The sequence below is a fragment of the Rummeliibacillus stabekisii genome, assembly GCF_007988965.1.
In the GTDB taxonomy this organism is placed as follows: Bacteria; Bacillota; Bacilli; order Bacillales_A; family Planococcaceae; genus Rummeliibacillus; species Rummeliibacillus stabekisii.
This window is the reverse complement of the sequence record NZ_BJVD01000002.1, coordinates 1-26997: the sequence shown is the minus strand read 5'-3', so window position 1 is coordinate 26997 and position 26997 is coordinate 1. Positions and strand designations below refer to the sequence as shown.

The following is a 26997-nucleotide window of genomic DNA, read 5'->3' as shown; positions in this document are numbered from 1 at the left end:
GAGCAACTACGTTCCAAAATCAAAAAAATATTATAGGAGGTAATTATGAAGAGGATTAGCTTTATTGTATTAGCTTGTATGCTGATCTTGCAAAACTTTATAGGCCCATTGTCTGTGCATGCGGTTACTAATACCGACCAAAAGCAGAGTTTTAATGCTTCTATAAGTGCAGATCAGGAAGGAAAAGCTGTACTAAATTGGAATCTAACAGCTGGCTCTGGGAATGAGAATAAGGAGACATATACATTCCGGAGTGAGTATACATTCGATACAGGACAACAAGGGAATTTACCTGTCGGGAGTTACTCAGTATCGCCAGAAGGTGTCATTACTGTAATCGTAACAGCTGGCCAAGAGAAAGATGCACAGGGAACAATTCCGCTTGCGGACATTCAGAAATCAACAACTAATCATGAAGATGACCCATCATCGGAAGAGTCTACTGATAAAGTGAAAGAGGTTACTGAAGAAAGCAAACCTCCGATAGTCAATATAGGCGAAGAAGACGGAACAGCTGTGAGTAAAGAAGAGACAAAAGATGAGAAAAGCCAAGAAGCTGTAAAAGAAGGAGCGAATGTTCCGGAAGAAGAGACTACACCTACAGTGGAAATTGAAAAGACAGTTCCTGCATCCCATATCTCGAAAATTACTGTACTAGTAGACAAGGCCACAGGTGGGAAAGAGGATATCAGCCATATCCCAGATTACCAGGCTCAAAATGGGGATGCTGTTACTTTAAATTTTGAGTTATTAATAGAAGCCGGCCACAAATATGGTGAAGGTTCAACCTTAAGATATAAATTACCAGAAATATTCACGAATATAAAAGGAAGTGGAGAGGTCGGAAGCATTGGTTCATTCAAGGTTGAAAATGGCGAAGTAGTAATTACCTTTAATGGATCTATTCGGGATGATGCAAACCAAGGTATTGAAATTCATAATGCAAGCTTTGCAATTGGTGCCCAATATAGTGAATCTAATACTCAGTTGGAATACGACCTAGTATTGCCTGGTCAAGAAACAATCCAATTGCATTTTAAACCCAAGGGTGGAAATGCCATTTTGAAATCGGGTAAACCCGAAAATAATGGTCAAAGCAGCAGTTCAATTGAATGGACAGTTGACATCAATACAAAATTAGACGAACTCTCAGGTGCAACTTTTAAAGATGTACTGTTACAAGGAAGTCCTGGGAAACATAAATTTGGTGAAAAGCTTTCAGTTAATGAGCTAATCGTGAATGCAAAGGGAGAGGTTGCAGAAGGATCTGAAGTATCTGTTACACCTATCTATAACGACGATAGAACTGAAGTTTCTTTTGATTTATCAAAGGGGAAAAAAGCGTATCGTATCCAATATGACAGTGTGATAGATGAGGGAGATTCTGATTCAGGAAGAGCTACCTATAAAAATACAGCATCTATAACAAATAGAGGTTCAACACAAGAAGCGTCGAATAGTCAAACAGTAAACTGGGGTCCTCCTATTGAGAAGTCAGTAAAGTCAGATGGGTATGGAACCAAAGCTGAGTGGACGATTAAGTATAACTATAACCGAAAAAACATTGTGAAAGATAAAGCTATATTGACGGATGTTATAACAGGGGATCATAAAATCAATAATGTGAGCGACGTCAAGGTCTATAGTGAAGATAATGAACTGATCGATGCTAGCTTGTATCATGTAGACCTTAATTCTGATGGGAAAGGGTACACCCTATCATTTAACCAAGATATTGACAAAACACCTTACCAAATTAAATATACAACAGAGAAAACAGATTATTTTACGGAGGGTGGAAAAGTTAGCAACATTATTACAAGAAAAGATAATAATAAAACGAGCAGTGCATCATTTAATTACAGCAATCCAAGTATCGTGAAATCCACAACAGGAACAAACTACAATGCGAAAACTATTGATTGGAAAATAGATGTCAATAAAGATTCGTATGAAATGAATAACATTATTATCACTGATACCTATGAGGGTGTAGGTATGAAGTTTAAAGAAGGCTCTTTAAAAGTAATAGGCTTAAATGAAGATGAGTATGAATTTGAGGATCAGGGAAATACAGGTTTTACCTTCAAAGTTAAAGGAACAATCAGTAAGCCATTTACAATAACTTATACGACTGATTATGAAATTAAAGATATTGGTGCTAATGACAGGAAGTATATAAACAAAGCAGGCATCACTTGGGAAACCAATAGCAAAAACTATACATCAAACGCTGAAGCTACTGCCAGCATTAGAGAAGAACAAAAAGCAAACGGTTATAAGAAAGGCATTTATAACTATAAAGAGAAAACCTTTAAATGGACTGTTGGAATTAATTTCAATGGTAACACAATTGAGAATGCTATATTTAAAGATCAGTTACCAGAAGGTCATGTTGTAAGCCAGGTTGAAATAAAACCAGTAATTGTGAATCCGAATGGGACAGTTTCTCCAGATGAAGGTGGAACACCAATTACAAGTAAACCTGATTTGAAGGGTAATAAGATTGAAATTGCTCTAGGAAAGATTACAGGTTCCTATGAAATCACATATACATCTGAATTAGAAAATGGGATTTTCCCTGTTACCGTGGGTAATTATAGAGCGAAAAATACAGCAGAACTATTCGATGGTGAAAATAAAAATGCCAGTTGGACAGATGAGGTTACTGTCAATTATACAGATGAAACACTTTCAAAAGATGGGAAAGGGAAAAATGCTACATCACAAATTAATTGGAATTTGAAGTTAAATTATGGACAATCTAAATTATCTAATATATTTATTTCAGATGCAGTAGGAAAAGATGCAGATGGAAATCCAAATCAATTAATCTTAGAAGATTCCTTCAAAGTATACGAAGTTACTTTAGCGGGTGAATCAAAAAATAGCAAACCAGCTGAAACAAAAACTTTACTAGAAGATGGGTATATTGTAAGAGTAGATAATGCCGAAGGCTCATTTACACTTACATTTAATGAACCTATAACTAAAGCCTATTATATTGAATACAGCACTATTTTCTTAGGAGCACCAAATGATATTGTCGAGAATGGAGCAACTCTTCGTTATGATGGTATTACGACAGGAAAAGAAGAAGTAAAAACAAAGAAATTTAATTATTGGTTTAGTGGATCGGGATCTACAAAAAAAGTACCGTTACAGCTAAAAAAAGTAGATGAGGCTACGAATGAAGTTTTGCCAGGAGCAAAATTTGCTCTTTATAACAAAGACAAAATTAAGCTTACAGAAGGCACTACGAATGATAATGGCGAGCTGCTTTTCCCTGTAAAACTAGGTGAAGGGAAATATGATTTAAAAGAGATAGAAGCACCTACAGGATATCTAAAAAATTCGGCTAAAGAGATTGAGTTGAAAATAGCTTCTTTAAAAGACGGCATTCAATATGAAACTGTTACAAATAAAAAAATTCGTCAGGCAATTGAATTGACTAAAACAGATGCAGAAGGCACTCCACTTTCAGGTGTTGAATTTGAACTTAGACAAAAAGACGAATCAGGTGAGTACAAAGTAGTTACTGGCTACGAAAAATTAACAACCACCGAAGAAGGAAAAATTAATGTTGATGAGTTGGAGCCAGGAGATTATCAACTAGTTGAAACCAAAGCGCTATCTGGCTATTGGTTAGATCAAAAGCCAGTGGACTTCAAAGTGGTAAAGGATCAAACGGAACCGACAAAAGCAACCATGAAGAATGACAAACAGGGTGAGTTGATTGTAAAGAAAGTTGATGCAACTGATACGTCAAAACCATTAGCAGGAGCGGAGTTTGCGCTTTATGACGGAAATGTAGAAATTGCGAAAGCAGTAACAAACGAATCAGGTATTGCAACATTCTCTCCTATTAAATATGGTGAATACACACTGAAGGAAACAGAAGCACCCGCAGGTTATTTAATGAATAACGAAATTGCTATTGGTATAAAAGTGAAAATTGATTCACCAATTGTAGAGACAGAACCGATTAAAAATGAAAAAATCCTCAATGCGTTTAAATTAATTAAAAAGGATGAAGAAAACGGTAATTTCTTAGCAGGAGCGGAGTTTGATTTACTTTATAATGATAAAGATGAGATAGTAAAAGATAAAGAGGGCATAGAACTTAAAGGCCTTAAAACAAATCAAGACGGTGAAATTCAAGTTGGCCATCTTGAACCAGGGGATTATCGTCTGATCGAAACAAAAGCCCCGAAATATTATTTGTTAGACAAAAAAGAACATCCATTTACTATTACTAAAAATCAAACAAAGTTCACAGAGGTATTTGCTACAAACAAACGTGGTAAAGGGCAAATAAAAATTGAGAAAGTTGATGCTTCAGATCATTCTATTCTTTTAGATAATGTGGAATTTGAGCTAACAAATGAAAGGGGAACAGTTAAAAAAACTGCCACAACAGATAAGGGAATTGCAACATTCACAGATTTACCGTATGACACGTATACAATTGTGGAAACCAAAGCACCTTCTGACTATTTATTAGATTCAAAAGAAAAAACAATCGTTCTAGATTCAGAGAATCAAACAGACAATGCAATTGTTTCTAAAACGATTGAAAATAAAAAAGCGAATCGTTCAGTTTTGTTAACAAAATATAATGAAGATAAAACATTAAGACTTAAAGGTGCTATCTTTGAGTTAAGAAAAGCAACAAATAATGTGGATCAAAACAACTCTCCTATTTATGAAGTAGTAAAAGGAATTGATGTTGAAAAACTTACATCAGATGAAACTGGTCAAATTTTTCTAAAAGATTTGCCGATTGGAAAATATCAATTGGTTGAAATCAAGGCGCCTTCTGGCTATCAATTAAATCAAACGCCAATTGAATTTGATATTATGGATCAACAAAAAGAAACAGTTTATCGTGAAAAAACAAATAGCAGAATACCTTGGAATGGAGGAGGGTCACCAGGCGAACCAGAAAAGCCTACAACACCAGAACAACCAGGTGAACCAGAAAATCCAAGTAAACCGGAAGAGCCAACAAAACCAGAAGAACCAGGTAAACCCGAAAAACCAGGTGAGCCTGAAGAACCAACAAAGCCTGAAAAACCAGGAAAACCTGAACATCCAGACAACCCAGAACAACCAGATAATCCGGAAAAGCCTCATAAACCCGAGGATCCAAATAAGCCAGATCAGCCAAAAACATCATCCGATAAACCAAATGTGCCAGGAAATTCGAATAAACCTAATAAGTATACAAATACAACTCTTGAAACATTTGGAGGAAAAGCCTTGCCACAAACAGGTGAAGGGTATTCTCTAAACATGATAGTTGGAGGAATTGCCTCAAGTATACTGGGCCTTTGGATGATTCTTTATAGTTTTAGAAAAGTTAGAAAATCATTTGGTAAAAATAATTAGTTTTTTACTTAGGCACTTGCCACTATTAAAAGGTGGTAAGTGTTTTTTTGTTCAGTTTTTGTTCAGTGCTTTGATGGTAGGATTGTCAAGGTGTCCTAATGAAGGTTTCCGATAGAAAATTATTGTATGAAATGGAGTTGTTTTTTTAACAATTTTATATAGAATTTCCTGTAGTTTTTGCTATACTATGAAAGTTGAAATTGATTCGAAAGATACAATAGAGGAATTATTTCAAGTTAAATGGAAATTCGAATAGGACATTATGCTTATGACTGAAAAATAATTTTTATTAGAAAGTGTGTTTTAGGCATTAAGAATTATTGAGAGGAATATAATTAATAAACCCTATAAACCTAATGATAATAAGGGTTTCAAGGGCATGATAAGGAGCCGAAGTGCTTACTATGAAAATACGAGGAGAAACAGTATGAAAGTATTAATAACAGGAGGCTATGGTTTCATTGGTTCGCATGTAGCTGACCGCTTTCATAAAGAAGACCATGAAATATTTATTATTGATGATTTATCATCAGGCAAAAAAGAGAATATCACCTTTAAACACAAAGGATACGTACTTTCTGTTGATGATCCAAAATGTGAAGAAATTTTTAAAGCGGTCCGATTTGATATTGTCATTCACCTAGCGGCTCAAATAAGTGTCGTAAAATCCTTTAATAATCCTTTGTTAGATACAGAATCTAATGTTGTTGGGCTTGTAAATATATTATCACTTTCTCAAAAGTACCATGTGAAGAAGTTTATATTTGCTTCATCTGCAGCTGTATATGGTGTGAACGGTCAATTGCCTTTATCAGAAGAAGAGGAATGTGCACCAATATCACCATATGGAATCAGCAAATGGATTGGTGAAACGTATTGTGAAAAGTGGAACGAAATATATGGGTTTGAAACTGTGTGTTTTCGTTTTTCAAATGTATATGGTCCTCGTCAGAATAGTAAAGGCGAGGGTGGGGTCGTTTCTAAGTTTGTAAACAACACATTAAATAGCGAAGCACTGAAGATTTTCGGAGACGGCGAACAAACGAGAGATTTTATATATGTCGGCGATATTGCGGACGCTATATATAGGTCGACCAATGCTCCTATTAGTGGAGTCTTTAATCTATCCACAAACACAGAAACAAGCATTAATGACTTAGCACAGATCTTTCAGGATATACATGGAAAAGTAAAAGTAAATAGGCAGCCTGAAAAAGAAGGCGATATCCGTCACTCTGTTTTAAATAATAGGAAAATCATGGATGGCATCGATTGGAGTCCACTTTATGATATTAGGACAGGATTAGAAAAAACATATCAATGGGCTACAAGAGATCGGGCGCAAAAAGAAATAGCAGCTACTACTGTAGAAGCAACAGATAAGCCGAAGAATTTTGCGCATGTAGTAAAGCCTTTTAAAGCTTATATAGAAAATATAGTAGTTTTCCTTATTATCGCATGGTTTGAGCTGACAAATGATATATCTATTTTTAATACGACAGAAATTGGAGTTTTTTATATTATGATTTTTGGTGCTATGTATGGCATTAAACAATCTATCTTGTCTGTCGGATTATCAATCGGACTATTAACCATGGAGAAACTGTTTGACGGAAGAGAGTTTATATCATTATTGTATGATACATCATTTTTCTTCCAGATTGCCTTATTTTTATTTATCGGATTAGTAGTTGGCTACTCTGTACAACGTAAAACAAACCGCTTGCAAGAGCAGCGACAAAAAATGACTGAGCTGGAACAACGTTATGAGTTTTTAGAAGGCATTCATACAGAAACTCGAGAGGTTAAGGATGAGCTCCAAATGCGTCTATTGAATAGCGAAGATAGCTTTGGTGAAATTTATTCCATAATAAAAGAACTAGATGAATTAGAGCCGGAAAAGGTATTTTCAAAAGCTGTTCAAGTAGTAAAACAGGTGATGGACGCTGATAATGTATCAATTTATGTCTTTAATCGTAACCAAGCATTTTTAAGATTAGTAGCGAATACAAACTTCTCTCAATCAGCTCAAAAAAATTCGATTAAAGCAACTGAATATAAATATATACAGCATGTATTGCAAACAGGCACTATCTTTGTAAATAAAGAGTTGTGGCCGGATACGCCTATTATGGCAGCACCCATCTATCGCAACAATAAGATTTCTGCTGTGATTACAATCGACTGGATGGAATTTAAACACATGTCACTCTACCATGAAAATTTATTTAAAATCACAACAGAGCTTGCTGGTTCAGCATTAGATAGAGCATTGCGTTATATAGAGGCGACAGAGGCTAACCGATTTATTCCTGAAACGAATGTCTTATATCTAGAAGTATTTAAAAGCATATTAGAAAGCAAGAGGGAACAAAAAGATAAGTACGGTATGCCGTATGCAGTGCTTGAGGCTTTTGTTGTTCAGCAAGAGATAAGCGTTTATGCAAATAAATTATCAAATTTATTACGAGAAACGGATTACATTGGCATGTTAGACCAGAATCGGATGGGTGTCATTCTTTCGAATACAAATCGGAATGATGTGGAGTTAATTTTATCGCGTTTTGAGGCGAATCATATTTCTATGCGCTTGTTAGAAGGGGAAATGTAAAAATGCTGTACCTCTATCTTATTTATGTAATAGTCTCTGCTATTATCCTTGCGTTGGCTAAAAGAAATGTAAAGGAATGGCTTTTAGGTATGACGCTTGTGTCCTTTTTACCGTTAATTGGCTGGTTGTTACCTAGCATTTGGCCAAAAAAGTTTATTTCAAATGAAGGTAAATTTTTAGAGGATTATATGAATGAGCAAACGAATGATATAGAAATTGAATTATTAACAAAAGAAGAAAGTGTAAAGCGTGAAAAAGAATTGAATGTGATTCCGATTAAAGAAGCATTGGTTATCAATGATTTTACGACGAGAAGGAAATTGATGCTCGATGTTTTAAAGAAAGACACCATGCAATATATTGATGTGATCAAAATGGCAGTGCTAAATGAGGACTCGGAAACTTCTCACTTTGCTGTAGCTGCTGTCATGGAAGTGAAACGAAAATTATCTCTTTCACTTCAACGCTTTTCTGTTGAGTTTGAAAAGAATCAGCAGGACACAACGGTTGCTAGATCATATGCGCAGGTTGTGAAAGAGTATATGGCAAGCGGATTTTTAGATGATCAAACGTTAAAGAAGTATAAGTATATTTACATCCAAGCTGTAGGGATATTGATTGAACATGGGCAAGGTGAAACAGAGATTTATGAAGAGAAGATGAGCGTAGAAATGGAATTGCACGAATACCAAGAGGCTGAGAAGACAGGGCTTCAATACTTGGAGGCGTACCCTTTGCAAGAGGAGCCCTACCTGTTTCTGATGGAGTACTATTACAGAACAAAATCTAAAATGAAGATGCAGGAGATTTTAGATGAATTGATGAATTCAACAATCCAATTTTCCAATCGTGCTCTTACCGTCGTGAGATACTGGTCGGGAGGAAATAAGCATGAACTTCAAAAGTAAGGAATTAAGAAAAGTATATATTATTCTATTTCTTTTATTTGCCTGTGGTCTTTTACTCTTGTTTTCTCGTTCTCAAATCGTTTTGAAAGCCCAAAAAGCAGATCATCCACAAAGAAATCAATATTTGGCAACGTTGGAGAATCAGCGGAAGACACCTCAGCTAACCGGAGATAATTATTGTATAGCATATAATTCTTCAAGCGATTATAACAGGAAGCTAAAAGCGAATGCTGAAAAAGCGCTTGAAAATATGAAAAAGCGAACCACAATTTTTGATACGAAGGAACACCGAGTAAAGTTAAAGGATTGTAATACCACAATTCTTGCTACCGAGCATTTAAAAGATCTTGGTTCTGTAGAGACTATCGAAAAATATGTACAGAATGGTGGCTATGTCCTTTTTATGTCAGTCCTTAATCAGGATTCAGCATATCAAATTTTATATCGGAAGTTGGGTATCTCAAGTTTTGGAGATTATGTATCACCAAAAGGTATTCACCTTTTGTCAAATGTATTAATTGGAGAAAAAGGATATAAAGTCGACGATGATTTTATAACAAACGATTCGATCAGTCTGGACCTTGATGATCAAACAGAATTGCTTGCTGAAAGTGCAGATAAAACGCCGCTACTCTGGAAAAGTAAATATGGCGAAGGGGCTTTTATGGTTTTCAATGGGACCATCATGCAAGAAAAGATAAGTCGTGGTCTATTTACAGGTGCCTTAAGTCTATTAGTTCCTGATTATATTTATCCTGTGTTTAATGAAAAGCTGTTTTATATTGATGATTTTCCCGCACCTATTCCAAAAGGCAGGAATGTTGCTATATCAAAGGAATATCAGCGTGACATCCCATCTTTCTATAATGAAATTTGGTGGCCGAATATGCTGAAAACAGCGAAGAAGTATGGTTTTAAATACACTGGTGGGATTATCGAATCGTACACAGATGTAGTAACACCTCCTTTTGATAGTGTAGAAGATAAAGATAGCCATTACTTAATTGCCTTTGGTAGAGAATTATTAAAAAGCGGCGGAGAATTAGGCTTTCATGGATTTAATCATCAATCGCTTGTTTTAGACCCAAAAGTATCTTCAGTATATGGCTACAAGGTGTGGAAGGATGAAGAGGATATGTCGGATTCCATTCGTGAACTCAGCGCGTATGTAAGCAGGGCATTCCCAAATTACAAGATTACAAGCTATATTCCTCCTTCCAATGTACTGTCTGAAGAAGGAAGACGTGCTTTAAAGGCAGCTTGGCCAGATTTGACTGTCATAAGTTCTGTGTATAGGGAGGATATGACGGGGCTCGGCTATGTCCAAGAGTTTGAGGTTGCAAAAGATGGCATTATTGAAATGCCTCGAATTACATCAGGCTATTTTGAGAGCGGATTTGATCGGTGGTCAATCGCTAATACTGTTACAGAGTTAGGGTACTTTTCTCATTTTGCCCACCCCGATGATGTGATTAGTGAAGATCGCAGCAATAATCTTGGCTGGAAAGAGATGTATGATGAGTTTGATCAATACATGGCAAGAATTAAAGAAACGTATCCGTGGCTGCGTGCTAATACATCAACAGATGCAGCTTATGAAGTAGCCAATACGCTGCAAATGCAAGTAGAATGGAGAAATACGGAAAATCGTTTGGAAGGTCATATTAGCAACTATGCGCCGAACCAGTTTTATATCCTACGAACAGATAAGAAGCTGAATAGATTAGAGCATTGTGAAGCTATAAAGATTGATACACATACGTACTTAATAGAAGCAAAAAAGGCAGATTTCAAAATTGATTTGGGGGAATCCTGATATGCGCATATGCTTGATAGCTGAAGGATCTTATCCATATGTGGCGGGCGGTGTTTCTAGCTGGATTCACAGTCTTATGACAACGATGAAGGAGCATGAATTTATCATTTATGCTATAGGAGCAGAAACAAAACAAAAGGGACAGTATAAATACCAGCTGCCGCCAAATGTAGTGGAATTAAAAGAGATATTTTTAGATGAATATTTATATGAGAAAAAGAAATGGGGGAAAAGGTATAATCTTTCGACTGTACAGAAAGAGTCCCTCATCTCGTTAATCAATAATGATGTAAATGTGCCCTGGAACGAGTTATTTGATTTGATACGAAGCAAGAAGTTTTCTAATGTAGGCGAATTTTTATCAAGCAAGGATTATTATGATCTGGTCGAATTTATAGGGAAGAATGAATACACGCAAGCACCTTTCACTGAACTATATTGGACGATCAGCTCTATGTTGCTACCTCTCATATCCATTATCCAGCATGAGGTCCCTAAAGCGGATATCTACCATGCTGTCTCCACAGGATATGCAGGTGTAATAGGGACATTAGCCAAGCATCTATACCAGAAGCCATTGGTCCTGACAGAACATGGGATCTATTCGCGTGAAAGAGAAGAAGAAATTATTAAAGCAGATTGGGTTAAAGGATATTTCAAAGATATTTGGATTAACTACTTTTACACTTTATCAAGCTCTATTTATTATGCTGCAGACCAAGTCGTGACACTCTTCAACCGTAACAGAGAAATCGAAATAGAATTAGGCTGCCCTGATGAAAAAATTCGGCTTATTCCGAATGGTGTTGAGTGGAAGGATTATCAACAGCTAGAAGTAAAATCAGATACTCAACATATTCGAATTGGAGCAATCGTCAGGGTCGTGCCTATTAAAGATATTAAAACAATGATTCAAAGCTTTGCATTAGTAGAAAAGAAGGTTCCAAATGTTGAGCTCTATATCATGGGCCCTACTGATGAGGACTCTGAGTACTACGAGGAGTGCCTTCAATTGGTAGAAGCTCTCGAAATAAAAAATATTGTTTTTACAGGTTTAGTCAATATCAAAGACTTTTTAGGGCAAATAGACTTTTTCCTATTAACTAGTGTTAGTGAAGGCCAACCATTGGCTATTCTTGAAGGGTTAGCCTGTGGGAAACCCTTTGTATGCACAAATGTTGGTGGATGCAAAGAAATGCTGTTTGGCGGATTAGATGATGATTGTGGTCAGGCAGGATTTATTGCACCGGTTATGCATTATGAAGAAATTGCGCATTACATGATTGAACTATGCAATAAACCTGCATTACGCAGAGAATTTGGAAAGAATGGATTGGAACGAGTGAAACATTTTTATACCAGATCTGCTTTGATATCAAACTATCGACAATTATATCAATCGATAGGAGAGGAATAGACATGGCGGGAATTGGTTTTGAACTTCGAAAACTATATAGAGAACAGGGGCTTGTTCAAAATGTAAGAGCTTATGTATATTCTTCTGTCACTACGATTGGTCCAATGATCTTATGCTTAATTTTGATGTTTGCCCAACAAATGATGATGAAGGCGAACGGCAGCATATACTTAGAGAACGAGCTGTTTATTGCAACGATGGTTTATAGTTTTGTGTTCTCCATCATCATAACATCGGGATTTTCAATGAGCGCTACTAGATATGTTGCCGACATGGTGTACCAGAAGTCATTCAGCAAAATTATTTCAGCTTATTATGGAACTCTCATTGTTGTCGTGCCGCTAGCTGGAGTAATTGCTCTACTCTTTCTTTATAGTGTGGAAGAATCGATAGGCTATAAACTAGTTGCTTATTTGTTCTTTATAGAATTAGTGATTATTTGGCTACAAAATGTTTTTTTATCTGCCCTGAAAGACTATAAGAGAATAGTACGAGGGTTCGTGATCGGCGTTGTTATTTCAATATTAATTAGTCTCTTATTGTTCAAAGTGACAACACTACCACCCACAATTAGTGCTTTAGCTGGTATCGATATAGGATTCGCAGTAATAGTGGGAATGATTATGTTTCACTTTGAACGTGTTTTTCCAAGAGATCCTTCAAAAGATTACTTTGCCTTTTTAAAATATATCCGGAAGTATCCATCTATTTTCTTTAGTGGTCTGTTCGTGTATTCTGGCGTTTATATTCATAATTTTGTTTATTGGATATTCTCTGATCGTCATTTTATAGTGGCCGGCCGATTTGTCTTAATGCCATTTTATGATGTGCCAGTGTTTTACGCGTATATCTCTGTATTGTCGTCTCTCGTCTTATTTGTCGTGATGGTAGAAACCAAATTTTATGAAAGGTTTTTAAATTATTACCAAAACGTCGTGAACGGCGGCACATATGAGAGTATGAGCAAAGCAAAGAAGAAGCTTCGGGAAGTATTGATGCAACAGCTGACCTTCCTCGTAGAAGTCCAAGTGCTATTTACGGTTTTATCTATCGCTTTAGGTATTCTGTATTTGCCTAAGATTGGATTTACCATGGAACAACTGGATTTGTTCCTTATATTGTGTTTGGGATATGTCTTCTTTATCATTCTGTTTGTTATCTTGCATTTACTCATGTATTTTGATGATCGAAAGGGAGTTTTATTTATTAGTGGCTCATTTATACTAGTGAACGTTCTTTTGACGTTTGGCACTATGAAGATAAATTTTGATGGTGCAGGCATGTTTTTTGCGTCATTCTTTGTTTTATTCATTGCCATTTATCGGTTGCTTTATATTATTAAAAACTTAGATTACTATACCTTCTGTTCTCAGCCAGCTATTACGATGAGCAAGAAGAAGCAGGCTTTATCGCGTCCCTTAAAATCTCTTTCTCTTTTCGTTCTTTCTATTAGTGCGGCAATGTTGCTAACAGCCTGTTCCAAAGAGAGTCAGGCCGATAATAAGAAACAACAAGTGAAGAATGAGATAGAGGTCGAATCTGCGAAAAATAACGATAAGTTAGAAGATGATAAGCGTTTGTATGAAAAAGATCAAGATCACTCGATTAAAAATATGTATATTACCGTGTTGCCAGAAAAATCTAAAGGGTTAGATTGGTATAAACTCAATCGAAATACCAATCGCCAGAACAAAGACAAATTGGATATTATTTTTGCCGAAGGCACTGGTGGTGATAAAGGGGAATTTAGTGTAAATGAGGATGAACCTAATGCCAAAATAAGCCTTCGGGGGAACTCTTCACGAGAGGCTGCTCAGAAATCATATAAAATCAAATTGTTTGATAGTGCAGGTCTTTGGCAGCAACAACGCACAATTAATTTAAATAAACATATTGATGATCCAAGTCGTTTACGAAATAAATTGAGTTTTGACTTGATGGAAAAAATTCCACATATGACAAGCCTTCGTACGCAGTTTGTCCATTTGTATGTAAAGGATTTGACTGATGGAAACAAAAAGAAATATGAGGATTATGGTCTCTATACACAAATTGAGCAGCCGAATAAAAGGTTTCTTCGTACACATTTACTAGATCCGAATGGTTATTTATATAAGGTAACTTTCTTTGAATTTAATCGGTATCCTTATGAAATCAGAGTAAAAACAGACCCGAAATATGATAAACAAAAATTTGAATCTATTTTAGAGGTTAAAGGAAAAGATGACCCCGAAAAGTTGATTTCTATGTTGGATGATGTGAATAACGATAATATGCCAATAGAGGATGTTATTGAAAAACACTTTGATGTGGATAATTTGCTTACTTGGACCGCAATGAATATTCTCATGGACAATATGGATACGGATGCCAATAACTTCTTTCTTTATTCACCATTGAATTCTGATAAATGGTTTATCTTGCCGTGGGATTATGATGGCGGTTGGGAATTACAGCGAAGTGTTAATAGTATCCGACCTTACCAAGCAGGGATCAGTAACTATTGGGGAAATGTATTGTTAAATCGTTATTTTCGTTCAGAAAAAAATGTTCAAAGATTAACGGATAAAATTGAAGAGTTATCAAACCTAATCAATAAACGTACAGTGACTGCTCAAATGAATCAATATAAAGATCTAGTAAAGCCATTCGTCTTTAGCAGTCCAGATAAAAATTATTTGCCTATTGAAAATAAGCTTTATGAGAATGACTTAGACTTAATAAGAAATACACCGGATAGAGCTAAGAAAAGATATTATGCGGATATACAAAAACCGAAGCCTTTTTATACGGATGATGTAGAACAAAACGGTAAAAAATTGATCTTCACATGGGATGTTTCCTTTGATTTACAGGGCGATGATGTATTTTATACATTTACGGTTGCTAAAGACCCTTCTATGAAAAATATAGTTGCTACTAAGAAAGATATACGCACTAATAGAGTTGAATTAGACGATTTGGCTAAAGGTCATTATTTCTGGAAGGTATCAGTGAGGGATAGCAAGAACCATCAGCAAACCTCTTTTGATTTGTATACAGATGAAGAAGGAACAAATTATTACGGAATAAGAGATTTTGAGGTAGATTAATATGGATATTGCACAAAAGGTTTTTAGACACGAATTCAAATATTATCTCAACGCTTTGGAATATGTGGCATTACAAAAAAAGATTGCCAGTTTCTTACCGCTTGATTCCCATTCATTTGATGAAGAGGGGTATCTCATCTCAAGTTTATACTTTGATGGTATACATCAGCATTCACTGTATGACAAAAACAACGGCGTCCTCAATCGAGAGAAATATCGCATTCGTATTTATAATGGGAGCGATCAAAAGATTACGCTAGAGAGAAAAAGTAAGAATGGAGATTTTATATGTAAGGAAAATGCTCCTCTTTCTATGCAAGAGTACGAGGCCATTTTAAATGGGCATCCGGAGGTCTTGGCAGATAAAGAAGATGTATTGCTCAAGGACTTCTATGCCGCTTTAATGTATCGAAATTTCCAGCCAGTCGTTATTGTGAGTTATACACGAGAGCCATATGTGTATGAGCCTGGTAACGTAAGGATTACATTCGATAAAAAATTAAATGCTGCAGTCAATACTATTGATTTGTTCGATGAACATATGATTTCTCAGGAAGTATTATTGCCGGAACAAGTCATCATGGAAGTGAAATTTGACCATTTTTTACCTGATAGCATTCGTCAGTTATTGCAACCTGAGAGAATGCTGCGTTCTGCTATTTCTAAATATGTGCTATGCAGAGAAGCAACATTTCAAAACTTTAAATAGAAACTTGAGGGAAATTATATGAATGATACAATGGGTTTTCAAGATTTTTTTAAGAAAAGCATCCTTCATCTCGAATCTTTCGAGACGGTATCCTATATTGATATAGTACTAGGGTTAGCTTGTTCTTTTGGCATCGGGATGTTTATCTACTGGATTTATAAAAAATATTTCCGCGGTGTTGTCTATAGCTATAACTATAATGTTTCATTCGTTCTAATGACAATGATTACCACTTTAATCATTATGACCATCAGCTCAAATATTATCCTGTCACTGGGGATGGTAGGGGCTTTGAGTATTGTCCGTTTTAGAACAGCAGTTAAAGATCCATTAGATATAGCATATATGTTTTGGGCGATCGCAGCTGGTATTGCGACCGGGGCTAAAATGTATCCATTATCTATTATTGGTTCTCTTGCATTTGGTCTGGTCATTGCATGGTTGTCTAAGAAGAAAGCAAAACATGAAGTGTACTTGCTGATCATACGGCATACAGATGAAGCAACTGACGAGCTACGTGTATTATTGCGAAAACTAAATACAAAGCTAAAATCCAAAAGCATTCGTAACGGATTTACAGAGGTAACAGTGGAGATTAATTTAGTTGATGACAACACAGCTTTTCTGAGAGAAATTGACCAAATGAATGGTGTGCAGTCTTGCTCCTTAGTCAACTACACAGGCGACTACGCACAATAATGCATAAATTATATACAAACACAGCCTTATATGGAGGCTGTGTTTTTTACGGGTGTGAGCTTTTTTAGTAACCATTAATGGTATTATAGCGGTAGGAATATTTATAGAAAGGAGGAAACCGATATAGTTAATAATATCCGATTTTTATGGCGAGACAATACAATGGGTAGATGTCTTTCTTGCTTGATCATTGCTTGCCTAAGTCTCTTTATCTGGTGTATAGATGCCAGTGCAGAGACAACCACTTCTCGTATTTTTTATGTAGATAATAATGGGAATGACGAGAATAGCGGAACCATACATGAGCCTTGGAAAACAATACAAAAAGCCGCAAACAATACTGCACCTGGAGATCTTGTATATGTTAGGGGAGGTATTTATCCTGAGTTGGTCTCTATTAAAAATTCCGGCACAGCGGAAGATGGATATATTACGTTCAAGGCATATCCAGGAGAAACGCCAGTAATGGATATGAATGAGCAGGTGATAAAGAAAGGGAATTCAGCTTTCTTTACGATAAATGCAAATTACATTGTAATTGACGGATTTGAAATGAAGAACTTAATCACAAACGGTCCTGAATATTACCCGAACGGTATCCTAGTTATGAATCAGAGCCATCACATACGTCTCGTTCAAAATGATATTCATCATATTGAAAATCATTCGAAAAAAGGAAATGCACATGGGATATTGATTTACGGAAATGCCTCAGATCCTATTTCGGATATCACAATCAAGGACAACAATATCCACCATTTAATTCTGGGTAATAGTGAAGCATTAACACTGAACGGTAATGTAGAAAAGTTTACTATATCAGATAATGTAGTACATGATAATAATAATATTGGCATTGATATAGCGGGGTTTTATGGGACATGTACTGGGTGCATAGACCAAGCAAGAAATGGAACGATTAAAAACAATCGTGTCTATCTGAACAGTTCTAAAAAGAACCCATCCTACGCCGGGCACTATGCTGCAGGCGGTATTTATGTAGACGGAGGAAAAGCGGTTAAGATATTAAATAATATCGTATATAAAAATGATTTTGGGATAGAGCTTGCAAGCGAAAGAAAAGGGAAAACAACAAGTTCAGTAACGGTGAAGAATAATAATATCTTTAATAATAACGGGGCAGGTCTTCTATTAGGAGGGGCATATACCTCAAATGGTGGAGCAAGCAAAAATATCATTACAAGTAATGCCTTCTCTTTAAATGATATTAAGCATCAAGGCTATGGTGAGATTACTTTTCAAAAATATGCCAAAAAGAATCAGATTATAGACAATAAATTTTATATAAAGAAGAAATCGACGTCTATTGATCCCGCTCCGAAAAAAAATCCTGAAAACACTTTTAAAAATAACAAAACCTATTTTGAATTCTCCATTTTTCCAACCTATGAATATTTATCTCTATCTTTCTAGGATGCTTTAAATTTAATGTAATCAGGAACAATACATCCTAGCGTGAAAAAGCCAAACAAAGCAGAAGTTAATTTCTAATTGTTTGGCTTTTCATTTTGTTATTTTTCTCTTGAAAATTGTATTTGAAAAGCAGTCTTTCCATCTATTAGTAGATATAGCGGGACAAAAATTGGATAAAGACCAATGATTCAAAAAAGTAGTATAATAAAGTAGCTAAATACTTACTCAATATGATATAGTTCCTTTTTAGAACCATGGATTTCTTATATAGCAACGCTGGTAAGTTGCGATACATAGTTTTCTTTGAAAGGATTCAATTGTTTAAAAGAAGGAGAGAATATTGTTGAACAAGATAATTTTTGATGTAGATACAGGTATAGATGATGCAATGGCGATGGCATATGCAGTCAAAGCAAGCGAACTAGAGGTGCTTGCCTTTACGACTTGTTTTGGTAATGTGCCAGTGGAGGATGCAACCCGCAATACACTAACTGTACTAGAAAAGTTAGGAAAGCAGATACCGGTTTATCAAGGAGCGGCAGAGACCTTCGCACGTGGTGAGAAAACGCATTGGGCAAGGCATGTCCATGGTGAGGATGGATTAGGTAATAAAAGATCTGATGATATTTTGAATTTCCAGGCGGGAAGCCAATATGCACCTGATTTCATCATTGAACAGGTGAAAAAACACCCACATGAGATTACGATTATTGCTGTTGGACCGCTGACGAACATTGCGCTTGCTATCCAAAAAGATCCAGAAATTGTTTCGCTCGTGAAAGAAGTGGTCATCATGGGTGGTGCAGTAAGAGTACCAGGAAATACGACTCCATTTGCAGAAGCGAATATTCATGCGGATCCGGAAGCAGCAGAATTTGTTTTTGCTTCTGGTATTGAAGTGGTTCTTGTTGGGCTAGATGTAACCATGCAGACATTATTGCCAATTTCCAAGTTGCAAGAATGGCGTGAAACAGGAAAAGAGAGCGCTGCATTTTTGGCAGACATTACAGAGTTTTATATTGATTTTTATGAATCTACATATCCTGGCATTGGCGGCTGCGCGCTTCATGACCCACTAGCTGTAGGCGTTGTGATTGACCCAAGCTTTGTTAAAATGGAGTCCATCGAAGTAGGTGTCGTAACAGAAGGGGAAGAAGTCGGCAGAACCTTCGAGCAGTCAAATGGCGGACCAAAAATTCGCGTATGTACAGAAGTAGATGCAGATAGATTTGTAGAGCATTTTGTTAATCATACTGTATAACGATTTGAAAAAGGGGACCCTACACAGGTGTCCTCTTTTTCTGTCCTGTCTTCTCGACATTTGAGCAGTGCAACGTGTGAGAGTAGATGTCGTCCTATGCCTAGGAGGTGGATTTCTAGTGAAGTGGAAGAACAACTTGAAGAAGAAACAGGTTTTTATCTTTTGCCTGTTGCTTTTTTTATGTTTAGTTTCCATGGTTTTTGTAACGAATAACTATGGTGTATATGACCGACCAATTGCTAAAGTAGCCCATATGGAAGTCACGCATTCAGAAGCTGAGATAGATATGAATGGAAATAAAGATCGCCTGTATACGCAGAAGCTGATTGGTGAATTAAAAAATGGCAAACAAAAAGGAAAGAAAATCGAGTTAACGAATTCATACACGAAATCGAAGGCCTACGATCAAGCCTATAAAACGGGTGATGAGTTATTTATCACTATTGATAAGTCAAAAGGGAAGACCTTGAAGGGTACTATCCAAGATGTAAAACGCGATAAATATATGATGGCAGGTTTTTGGACGTTTCTCTTTGTTTTATACGGGATTGGGAAAAAACAGGGGCTATTCGCTGTCTTTAGCTTAGCTGTCAATATTGCTTTACTGGCAGGAGCTCTTGAAATATATGTACGAACTGGACAAAATCTATTACTTCTTTCGGGTTTATTGGTAATTCTCTTTACAGTTCTGTCGCTTTTGGTTATTAATGGGCCGAACCAAAAAACATATGCAGCCATTTTGACAACGTTGTTAGGGACCTTTGCTTCTATTAGCATTACACTGCTTGTCATGCGGCTGACTTCAGAAAACGGCCTTCGCTATGAAGAGATGCAGTTTTTGACACGACCCTATAAGACCGTGTTCATTGCAGGACTATTTATTGGAGCGCTTGGCGCCGTCATGGATGTTGCGATTACCATCACTTCTTCTATTTTTGAGTTGTGGGAGAAGAACCACGACATAACGATTCAGGCATTGAAAAAGTCTGGACTCGAAATTGGCAGAGATATCATGGGTACCATGACGAGCATTTTGTTTTTTGCATATATTAGCGGTTCTATTCCCATGTTGATTCTCTATTTAAAAAATGCACTTCCGCTAGGATACACGTTGTCCGTTAATCTTTCTTTAGAATTAACACGGGCTTTGGCAGGCGGCATAGGTATTGTGCTGGCGATTCCGATTGGCTTATATATTTCAATTTTTTTCATAAAGAGAAAGAGGGCTAATATATGAATACGATTGTAGTATTGGCAGCAATTTTACTTATTTTAATGATTCTTGTTGGAGGGGCAAAAGGGGCAAAATCCTTCATCGCGTTATTTTTGAATTTTATCGTCATTCTATTTACTGTTATCTTAATGTTAAATTCGCATAATAATCCGGTGGTTTTGACCTTGATTGCATGTATTGGCGTTAGTGCAATCAATCTCTTTTATATTAATGGCATTAACAACAAAACAGTGATTGCCTTCGTATCGACACTTATCACAATAAGTATTCTTCTTTTGCTTATTTATCTATTCGCCAAAAAAGCGATGATCCAAGGTTTCAGCGAAGAAGAAGAGGAGGGTATCAGTATATTTTCACTGCATATAGGAATAGATTTTGTGAAAGTAGCTGTATCATTAATCATTATCAGTACGCTTGGCGCCATTACCGATGTGGCAATCGCCATTTCTTCGCCGATAAGGGAAGTATTTCATCATAATCCGAAAATAAGCCGCCAGGAGCTTTTCAACTCAGGGATGGTCATTGGCAGAGATATATTGGGCTCTGATACGAATACACTTTTCTTCGCTTTCATTGGTGGCTACATGGCACTGCTACTATGGTTCCGTGATCTATCATATTCCTTTGGGGAAATCATTAATTCGAAAGTCTTCGGAGCGGAAATGCTGACGATTTTCTGTGGAGGTATCGGCATTGCGCTCATTATTCCGATAGCGGCAGGTCTTAATGCATGGTATATCACAAAATATGTACAAGGCGAAGAAACAAAACAATACGAATAGAAAAACTGTAATAAGCCTATCATTTCTAATGGAGATGAAGGCTTTTTCTTTATTGTTGGTGGATGACTAGGTTTCGCGTTTCAGTGCTATGCTTTGAAGGGTAGTAATGTACAAAGTGGTTAATTGGCTTCAGTTATTTTTGCGGAAGAATTCACTGCCAATTAACTGAAAAATTTATTTTTGTCTGTGACGAATTAAAGTCCTAAACACCTACTGTTTTCCATATAATAAACTGAATCATCACTCTCACCTGCCGCCGTACAAAAATCTTTAGAAAGAAGGGGAAAAGTTATATAATCAAGAAACACATTGGTGCAGCAGTGGAGGTGATTCTATTTGCAGCAAAAAATATTGCCGGCCATGTCGACGATGAAGGATTTTGAGAAGTTTTTAGCATCGCCCTTTGAAATAGGGGTATTTCTGGAGGTCCACATCTCTCAGCTGAAGAATATCCATAAAATGGCTAAAGAACATAATAAAAAAATGTTTTATCATATGGATTTAGTTCATGGACTAAAAAATGATGATTTTGGGACAACATATGTGTGCCAGGAATATAAACCATATGGACTGATTTCTACCAAATCAACCGTGATTACCACAGCCAAAAAAAATGGCGTAATCGCCGTGCAGAGAATTTTTTTAATTGACAGCCATGCGCTGGAGAAAAGCTATAAACTCATCGAGAAGATAGAACCCGATTTTATAGAAGTAATGCCTGGGGCCATGCCTCATATGATACGTGAGGTAAAAGACAGGTTGAACATTCCAATCTTTGCAGGTGGGCTAATCCGTACAGTGGAAGACGCAGAAAAGGCGCTTAATGCAGGGGCTTCTGCGATTACCACATCAGAGAAAGAAATATGGAAGCGCTTTTCCTAGAAGTTTGAAATGTAAAAATACTTGTTGACAGCGCTTTCTTTTACGATTAATATGTATTGTAAGTTAATAATCGTGAAGGAGATTGGGAGATCACAGGCAGTAGTAGCTCTTTTTGAGAAGCTATCTATGTCTATGGTCTCCCTTTTTCTTTTACACAAATTCATTCAAATAAAGGGGAGCGGTTAGTATGACACCATTTTGGGGTGAAATGTTAGGTACTATGATTTTGATTGTATTTGGTGCAGGGGTTTGCGCCGGTGCTAATCTAAACAAATCTTTCGCAAAAAACGGAGGATGGGTTGTCATTTCGTTGGCCTGGGGGCTTGCGGTGACAATGGGTGTATTTGCAGTCGGCAGTATAAGCGGCGCGCATTTAAACCCTGCTGTCACCATTGGCTTAGCGATGAACGGTGATTTTCCTTGGGCAGATGTACCAAAATATATTCTGGGTCAAATGATTGGAGCTATTTTAGGATCAGTGTTAATCTATCTTCATTATCTTCCACATTGGAAAGCAACAGATGATCCTGCCGCTAAATTAGGTGTATTTGCTACTGGACCAGCAATACCACATACATTTTCAAATCTTTTAAGCGAAATGATTGGTACATTTATTCTGGTGTTAGGCTTAGACTTTATTGGGGCGAACAAATTCTCAGAAGGGCTAAATCCATTAGCTGTAGGTTCCTTGATTGTCGTAATTGGGATGTCGCTTGGCGGAACTACAGGTTATGCGATCAATCCTGCCCGTGATCTCGGTCCTCGTATTGCTCATGCCATCTTACCGATTGCTGGTAAAGGCGGATCTAACTGGGGATATGCTTGGATTCCGGTTGTTGGGCCAATACTAGGTGGTTCACTCGGTGCACTTTTCTTTAAAGCAGCATTTAAAGGAGAGCTAACTGGTTTATTCTGGATTGTACTAATCGTGGTTATCGTGTTGCTTGTCCTGTGCTATATCTTTGGCGAGAAAGGGAAAATTGCACACGATCCCAAATCAGCTAAAATAAATGAATAAAAATATATAATGTTATCAGAGTTACTTAAGTCAATTACATCATACAATTTTAATAAACGAACGTTCTTTATCTATATTGTGTAGCAGAAGACGGCGACTCCGCGGGCACGCAAGAACGAAGTGATGAGAAGATATCCTACGGAGAGTGCGTCTGAAACGGAACGGTTATTGGCAGTAAATCACTGAAAGTGTTACGTAATTATTTTACCTATTTAAAATATGCATTGAGGGGGACATATCATGGAAAAGTACATTTTATCCTTGGATCAAGGAACTACTAGCTCTCGGGCTATTCTTTTTAATCATAAAGGAGAAATCGTTCATACAGCTCAAAAGGAATTTACACAATACTTCCCGCAACCAGGCTGGGTTGAGCATGACGCAAGCCAAATTTGGGGCTCTATCTTAGCGGTGATCGCATCTTGTTTATCCGAAGCAAACGTTAAACCAGAGCAAATCGCGGGTATCGGCATTACCAACCAACGTGAAACAACCGTTGTCTGGGATAAAGAGACAGGCAAACCGATTTACAATGCGATTGTTTGGCAATCACGTCAAACTAGCGGCATTTGCGAGGAATTAAAGGCTGCAGGACATAATGACCTATTCCGTGAGAAAACGGGTCTTCTGATTGATGCTTATTTCTCTGGCACGAAAGTAAAATGGATTCTTGATAATGTGGAAGGCGCACGTGAAAAAGCAGAAGCTGGAAAACTCTTATTCGGAACCATTGATACTTGGTTGATTTGGAAACTATCTGGCGGCAAAGCGCATGTAACAGATTACACGAATGCTTCTCGCACATTGATGTTTAACATCTATGACTTGGATTGGGATGAAGAGCTTCTTTCTATTCTGGATGTGCCAAAACAAATGCTTCCTGAAGTGCGTCCATCATCAGAAGTATATGCGAATACGGTAGATTACCACTTCTTTGGGCAAGAGATTCCGATTGCTGGTGCTGCAGGCGACCAACAGGCAGCGCTATTCGGCCAGGCATGCTTTGAACCAGGCATGGCGAAAAACACATATGGCACAGGCTGCTTTATGCTTATGAATACAGGTGAAAAACCTGTACCTTCTAAACATGGTCTTTTAACAACCATCGCATGGGGATTGAATGGAAAAGTGGAATATGCATTAGAGGGAAGTATCTTTGTTGCAGGTTCTGCAATCCAATGGTTACGTGATGGACTGCGAATGTTCAGAGATGCCGCTGACAGTGAAGAATACGCTACAAGTGTAGAATCTACTGATGGCGTTTATGTGGTACCTGCTTTTGTAGGTCTTGGTACTCCATATTGGGACAGCGATGTGCGAGGTGCAGTGTTCGGCCTAACTCGCGGAACATCCAAAGAGCATTTTGTACGCGCTACACTTGAATCACTTGCTTATCAAACGAAAGATGTTCTTTCATCTATGGAATCAGATTCAGGTATCGAGCTTAAAACATTGCGTGTAGACGGCGGAGCAGTGAAGAATAATTTCTTAATGGAATTCCAAAGTGATATTTTGAATGTGCCTGTAGAACGTCCCCACATTAATGAGACAACAGCTTTAGGCGCTGCATATTTAGCAGGTCTTGCTGTTGGTTTCTGGGACAATGAGGATGAGATTGCCCAACAATGGGCGATTGACCGGGCATTCGAGCCTACCATGGAAGAAGAAAGAAGAAATGACCTATACAATGGCTGGAAAAAAGCGATTCATGCAACAATGGCTTTTAAATAGTAACCACTTTTTAATGACAGCACATGTAGAAAATGATATAATAGAACCAAGTTAATAACAGGTTGGAGATTTGGAGAGGCCAAAGAAACATTTATTTATAAATGTTTTCTTTGGCCTCTTTTTATTTTATTCTCAGGAGGGTTTACTGTGGAATTTTCAAATAAAAATCGGCAAGAAATCAAGAAAGCAATGACAGATGTACAACATGATGTCCTCGTAATCGGTGGTGGAATTACAGGTGCCGGGATTGCGTTAGATGCATCAACACGTGGCATGAAAATAGCGCTAGTGGAAATGCAAGATTTTGCGGCAGGCACATCTAGCCGTTCAACTAAGTTAGTACATGGCGGTTTGCGCTATTTAAAACAACTGCAAGTCGGAGTAGTTGCAGAAGTAGGGAAAGAAAGAGCGATTGTTTATGAAAATGGCCCACATGTGACAACCCCTGAATGGATGTTGTTGCCATTCCATAAAGGGGGGACATTCGGCAGATATAGTACCTCTCTAGGTTTGAAAGTCTATGACTTTTTAGCAGGCGTAAAAAGATCTGAACGTAGAAAAATGCTATCAAAAGACGAAACGATCGAACGTGCACCACTTGTAAAAAAAGAAGACCTCATTGGCGGTGGCTATTATGTAGAATACCGGACAGACGATGCACGTTTAACAATGGAAACGATGAAAGAAGCTGTGAAGTTCGGCGCATTGGCATTGAATTATGCTCGTGTAGAAGAGCTTTCATATGAAAACGGAAAAATTATCGGTGTGATCGTTCGTGACCTTCTAACAGATGAAACATTTAACATCACAGCGAAAAAAATCGTCAATGCAGCAGGACCATGGGTAGATGATATTCGTGAAAAAGACCATTCAAAAAAAGGCAAAGTCCTGCAATTATCGAAAGGTGTTCACCTTGTGTTCGACCAATCAAAATTCCCATTGAAACAAGCTGTATATTTCGACACGCCAGACGGACGTATGGTGTTCGCGATTCCGCGTGAAGGAAAAACGTATGTGGGCACAACAGATACTTTCTATAATAAAGAAAAGGCAACACCACGCATGACAACAGAGGATAGAAACTATATCATCAAAGCGATAAACTATATGTTCCCGACTGTTGGCATAAAAGATGATGATGTCGAATCTAGCTGGGCTGGCGTTCGTCCACTGATTTATCAAGAAGGAAAAAATGCGTCTGAGATATCCCGAAAAGATGAAATTTGGGAATCTCAATCTGGCCTAATCACCATTGCAGGCGGTAAATTGACAGGCTATCGTAAAATGGCTGAAAATGTAGTCGATCTTGTGGCTAAGAAATTTGCAACAGAAGAAAATCGTCAATTCCCAGGCACAAAAACAAAACATCTTCCATTATCAGGCGGACATGTTGGCGGTTCAAAAGGTTTCCAAACCTTTATGGCCAATCAGCTTAAAAATGGTATCGATGCAGGATTAACTGAAAAAGAATCGAACGATATAGTACGTAAATATGGTTCAAATGCGGAAATTTTATTTGAAATTGCCCGTACGAAAAAAGAGGAAGCAAAAGATTGTGGCTTGCCTCTTGGCCTATTCTCTATGCTTGTATATGCAATCGAGCACGAAATGGCTGTAACGCCGCTCGACTTTTTCTTAAGACGAACAGGTTTCCTTCTATTCTCAATAGATACTGTGAGACAATCAAAAGAAAGAGTTATTCATTATATGCAAACAGTCTTTGGTTGGTCTGAAGAAGAGAAAGCACGTCTTGAGGAAGAGCTAGAACGCGAATTGAATTTTGCAGTGATTCCAGCAGATTTACAAAAATAATAATCACATTGAAACTATGAAAATCTCCATCTTCTAAAAAGATGGAGACTTTTTTGTTGGATGGAATACTGTCAAAAATCTATCACACCTTTTCTATTTACACTTTATAAATGGTGTAAATACTAACAAATTGACCTATCAATAAATGGTGTAAATACTAACAAATTGACCTATCAATAAATGGTGTAAATACTAACAAA

Annotated in this window: 16 protein-coding genes; all 16 read left to right on the top strand. The window is 37.1% G+C overall.

Features of this window, described 5'->3' with window-relative positions; all coding sequences use genetic code 11:
* The first annotated feature begins 45 nt into the window (after positions 1-45).
* The 16 genes from RST01_RS05940 to RST01_RS05865 all read left to right on the top strand — a co-directional run bounded on the left by RST01_RS05940 (position 46) and on the right by RST01_RS05865 (position 26797).
* Complete coding sequence (locus RST01_RS05940; protein ID WP_147195146.1) at positions 46-5391, top strand: SpaA isopeptide-forming pilin-related protein; 5346 nt, start codon at positions 46-48, stop codon at positions 5389-5391.
* A gap of 427 nt (positions 5392-5818) precedes the next feature.
* Entirely contained in the window at positions 5819-8002 is a 2184-nt protein-coding gene (locus tag RST01_RS05935) for an NAD-dependent epimerase/dehydratase family protein (protein ID WP_184117521.1), read from the top strand.
* A gap of 2 nt (positions 8003-8004) precedes the next feature.
* Positions 8005-8910 carry a hypothetical protein gene (locus RST01_RS05930; RefSeq protein WP_147195143.1) on the top strand — a complete coding sequence of 302 codons (906 nt, stop codon included), beginning with the start codon at positions 8005-8007 and terminating at the stop codon, positions 8908-8910.
* Positions 8894-10726 carry a DUF2194 domain-containing protein gene (locus tag RST01_RS05925; RefSeq protein WP_147195141.1) on the top strand — a complete coding sequence of 611 codons (1833 nt, stop codon included), beginning with the start codon at positions 8894-8896 and terminating at the stop codon, positions 10724-10726. The genes RST01_RS05930 and RST01_RS05925 overlap by 17 nt, the downstream gene beginning before the upstream one ends.
* 1 nt (position 10727) lies before the next feature.
* Positions 10728-12143: a GT4 family glycosyltransferase PelF gene (gene pelF / locus RST01_RS05920; protein WP_147195140.1), complete on the top strand. Its 1416-nt coding sequence runs from the start codon at positions 10728-10730 to the stop codon at positions 12141-12143.
* A 2-nt stretch (positions 12144-12145) separates the two neighbouring features.
* Positions 12146-15235: an exopolysaccharide Pel transporter PelG gene (pelG, locus tag RST01_RS05915; RefSeq protein ID WP_147195139.1), complete on the top strand. Its 3090-nt coding sequence runs from the start codon at positions 12146-12148 to the stop codon at positions 15233-15235.
* A gap of 1 nt (position 15236) precedes the next feature.
* Positions 15237-15944 (top strand): polyphosphate polymerase domain-containing protein, encoded by a 708-nt coding sequence (locus tag RST01_RS05910; protein WP_147195137.1) that lies wholly within the window; start codon positions 15237-15239, stop codon positions 15942-15944.
* Positions 15945-15962: 18 nt separating this feature from the next.
* Positions 15963-16643, top strand: a complete 681-nt coding sequence (locus RST01_RS05905) for a DUF4956 domain-containing protein (RefSeq protein ID WP_147195136.1) — start codon at positions 15963-15965, stop codon at positions 16641-16643.
* A gap of 162 nt (positions 16644-16805) precedes the next feature.
* Positions 16806-18077 carry a right-handed parallel beta-helix repeat-containing protein gene (locus RST01_RS05900; RefSeq protein WP_147195135.1) on the top strand — a complete coding sequence of 424 codons (1272 nt, stop codon included), beginning with the start codon at positions 16806-16808 and terminating at the stop codon, positions 18075-18077.
* Positions 18078-18420: 343 nt separating this feature from the next.
* Positions 18421-19338, top strand: coding sequence for a nucleoside hydrolase (locus RST01_RS05895; RefSeq protein ID WP_147195133.1), 918 nt, complete (start codon positions 18421-18423; stop codon positions 19336-19338).
* Positions 19339-19456: 118 nt separating this feature from the next.
* Entirely contained in the window at positions 19457-20575 is a 1119-nt protein-coding gene (locus RST01_RS05890; protein WP_244946657.1) for a YibE/F family protein, read from the top strand.
* A complete protein-coding gene (locus tag RST01_RS05885; RefSeq protein WP_147195132.1) occupies positions 20572-21354 on the top strand; it encodes a YibE/F family protein in 783 nt (260 codons plus the stop codon). The genes RST01_RS05890 and RST01_RS05885 overlap by 4 nt, the downstream gene beginning before the upstream one ends.
* Before the next feature lie 336 nt (positions 21355-21690).
* Complete coding sequence (locus tag RST01_RS05880; RefSeq protein ID WP_280524617.1) at positions 21691-22236, top strand: glycerol-3-phosphate responsive antiterminator; 546 nt, start codon at positions 21691-21693, stop codon at positions 22234-22236.
* A 187-nt stretch (positions 22237-22423) separates the two neighbouring features.
* Complete coding sequence (locus RST01_RS05875; RefSeq protein ID WP_147195130.1) at positions 22424-23254, top strand: MIP/aquaporin family protein; 831 nt, start codon at positions 22424-22426, stop codon at positions 23252-23254.
* Positions 23255-23494: 240 nt separating this feature from the next.
* Entirely contained in the window at positions 23495-24985 is a 1491-nt protein-coding gene (gene glpK, locus RST01_RS05870; protein ID WP_147195128.1) for a glycerol kinase GlpK, read from the top strand.
* A gap of 147 nt (positions 24986-25132) precedes the next feature.
* Complete coding sequence (locus RST01_RS05865; protein WP_147195126.1) at positions 25133-26797, top strand: glycerol-3-phosphate dehydrogenase/oxidase; 1665 nt, start codon at positions 25133-25135, stop codon at positions 26795-26797.
* Positions 26798-26997 lie beyond the last annotated feature (200 nt).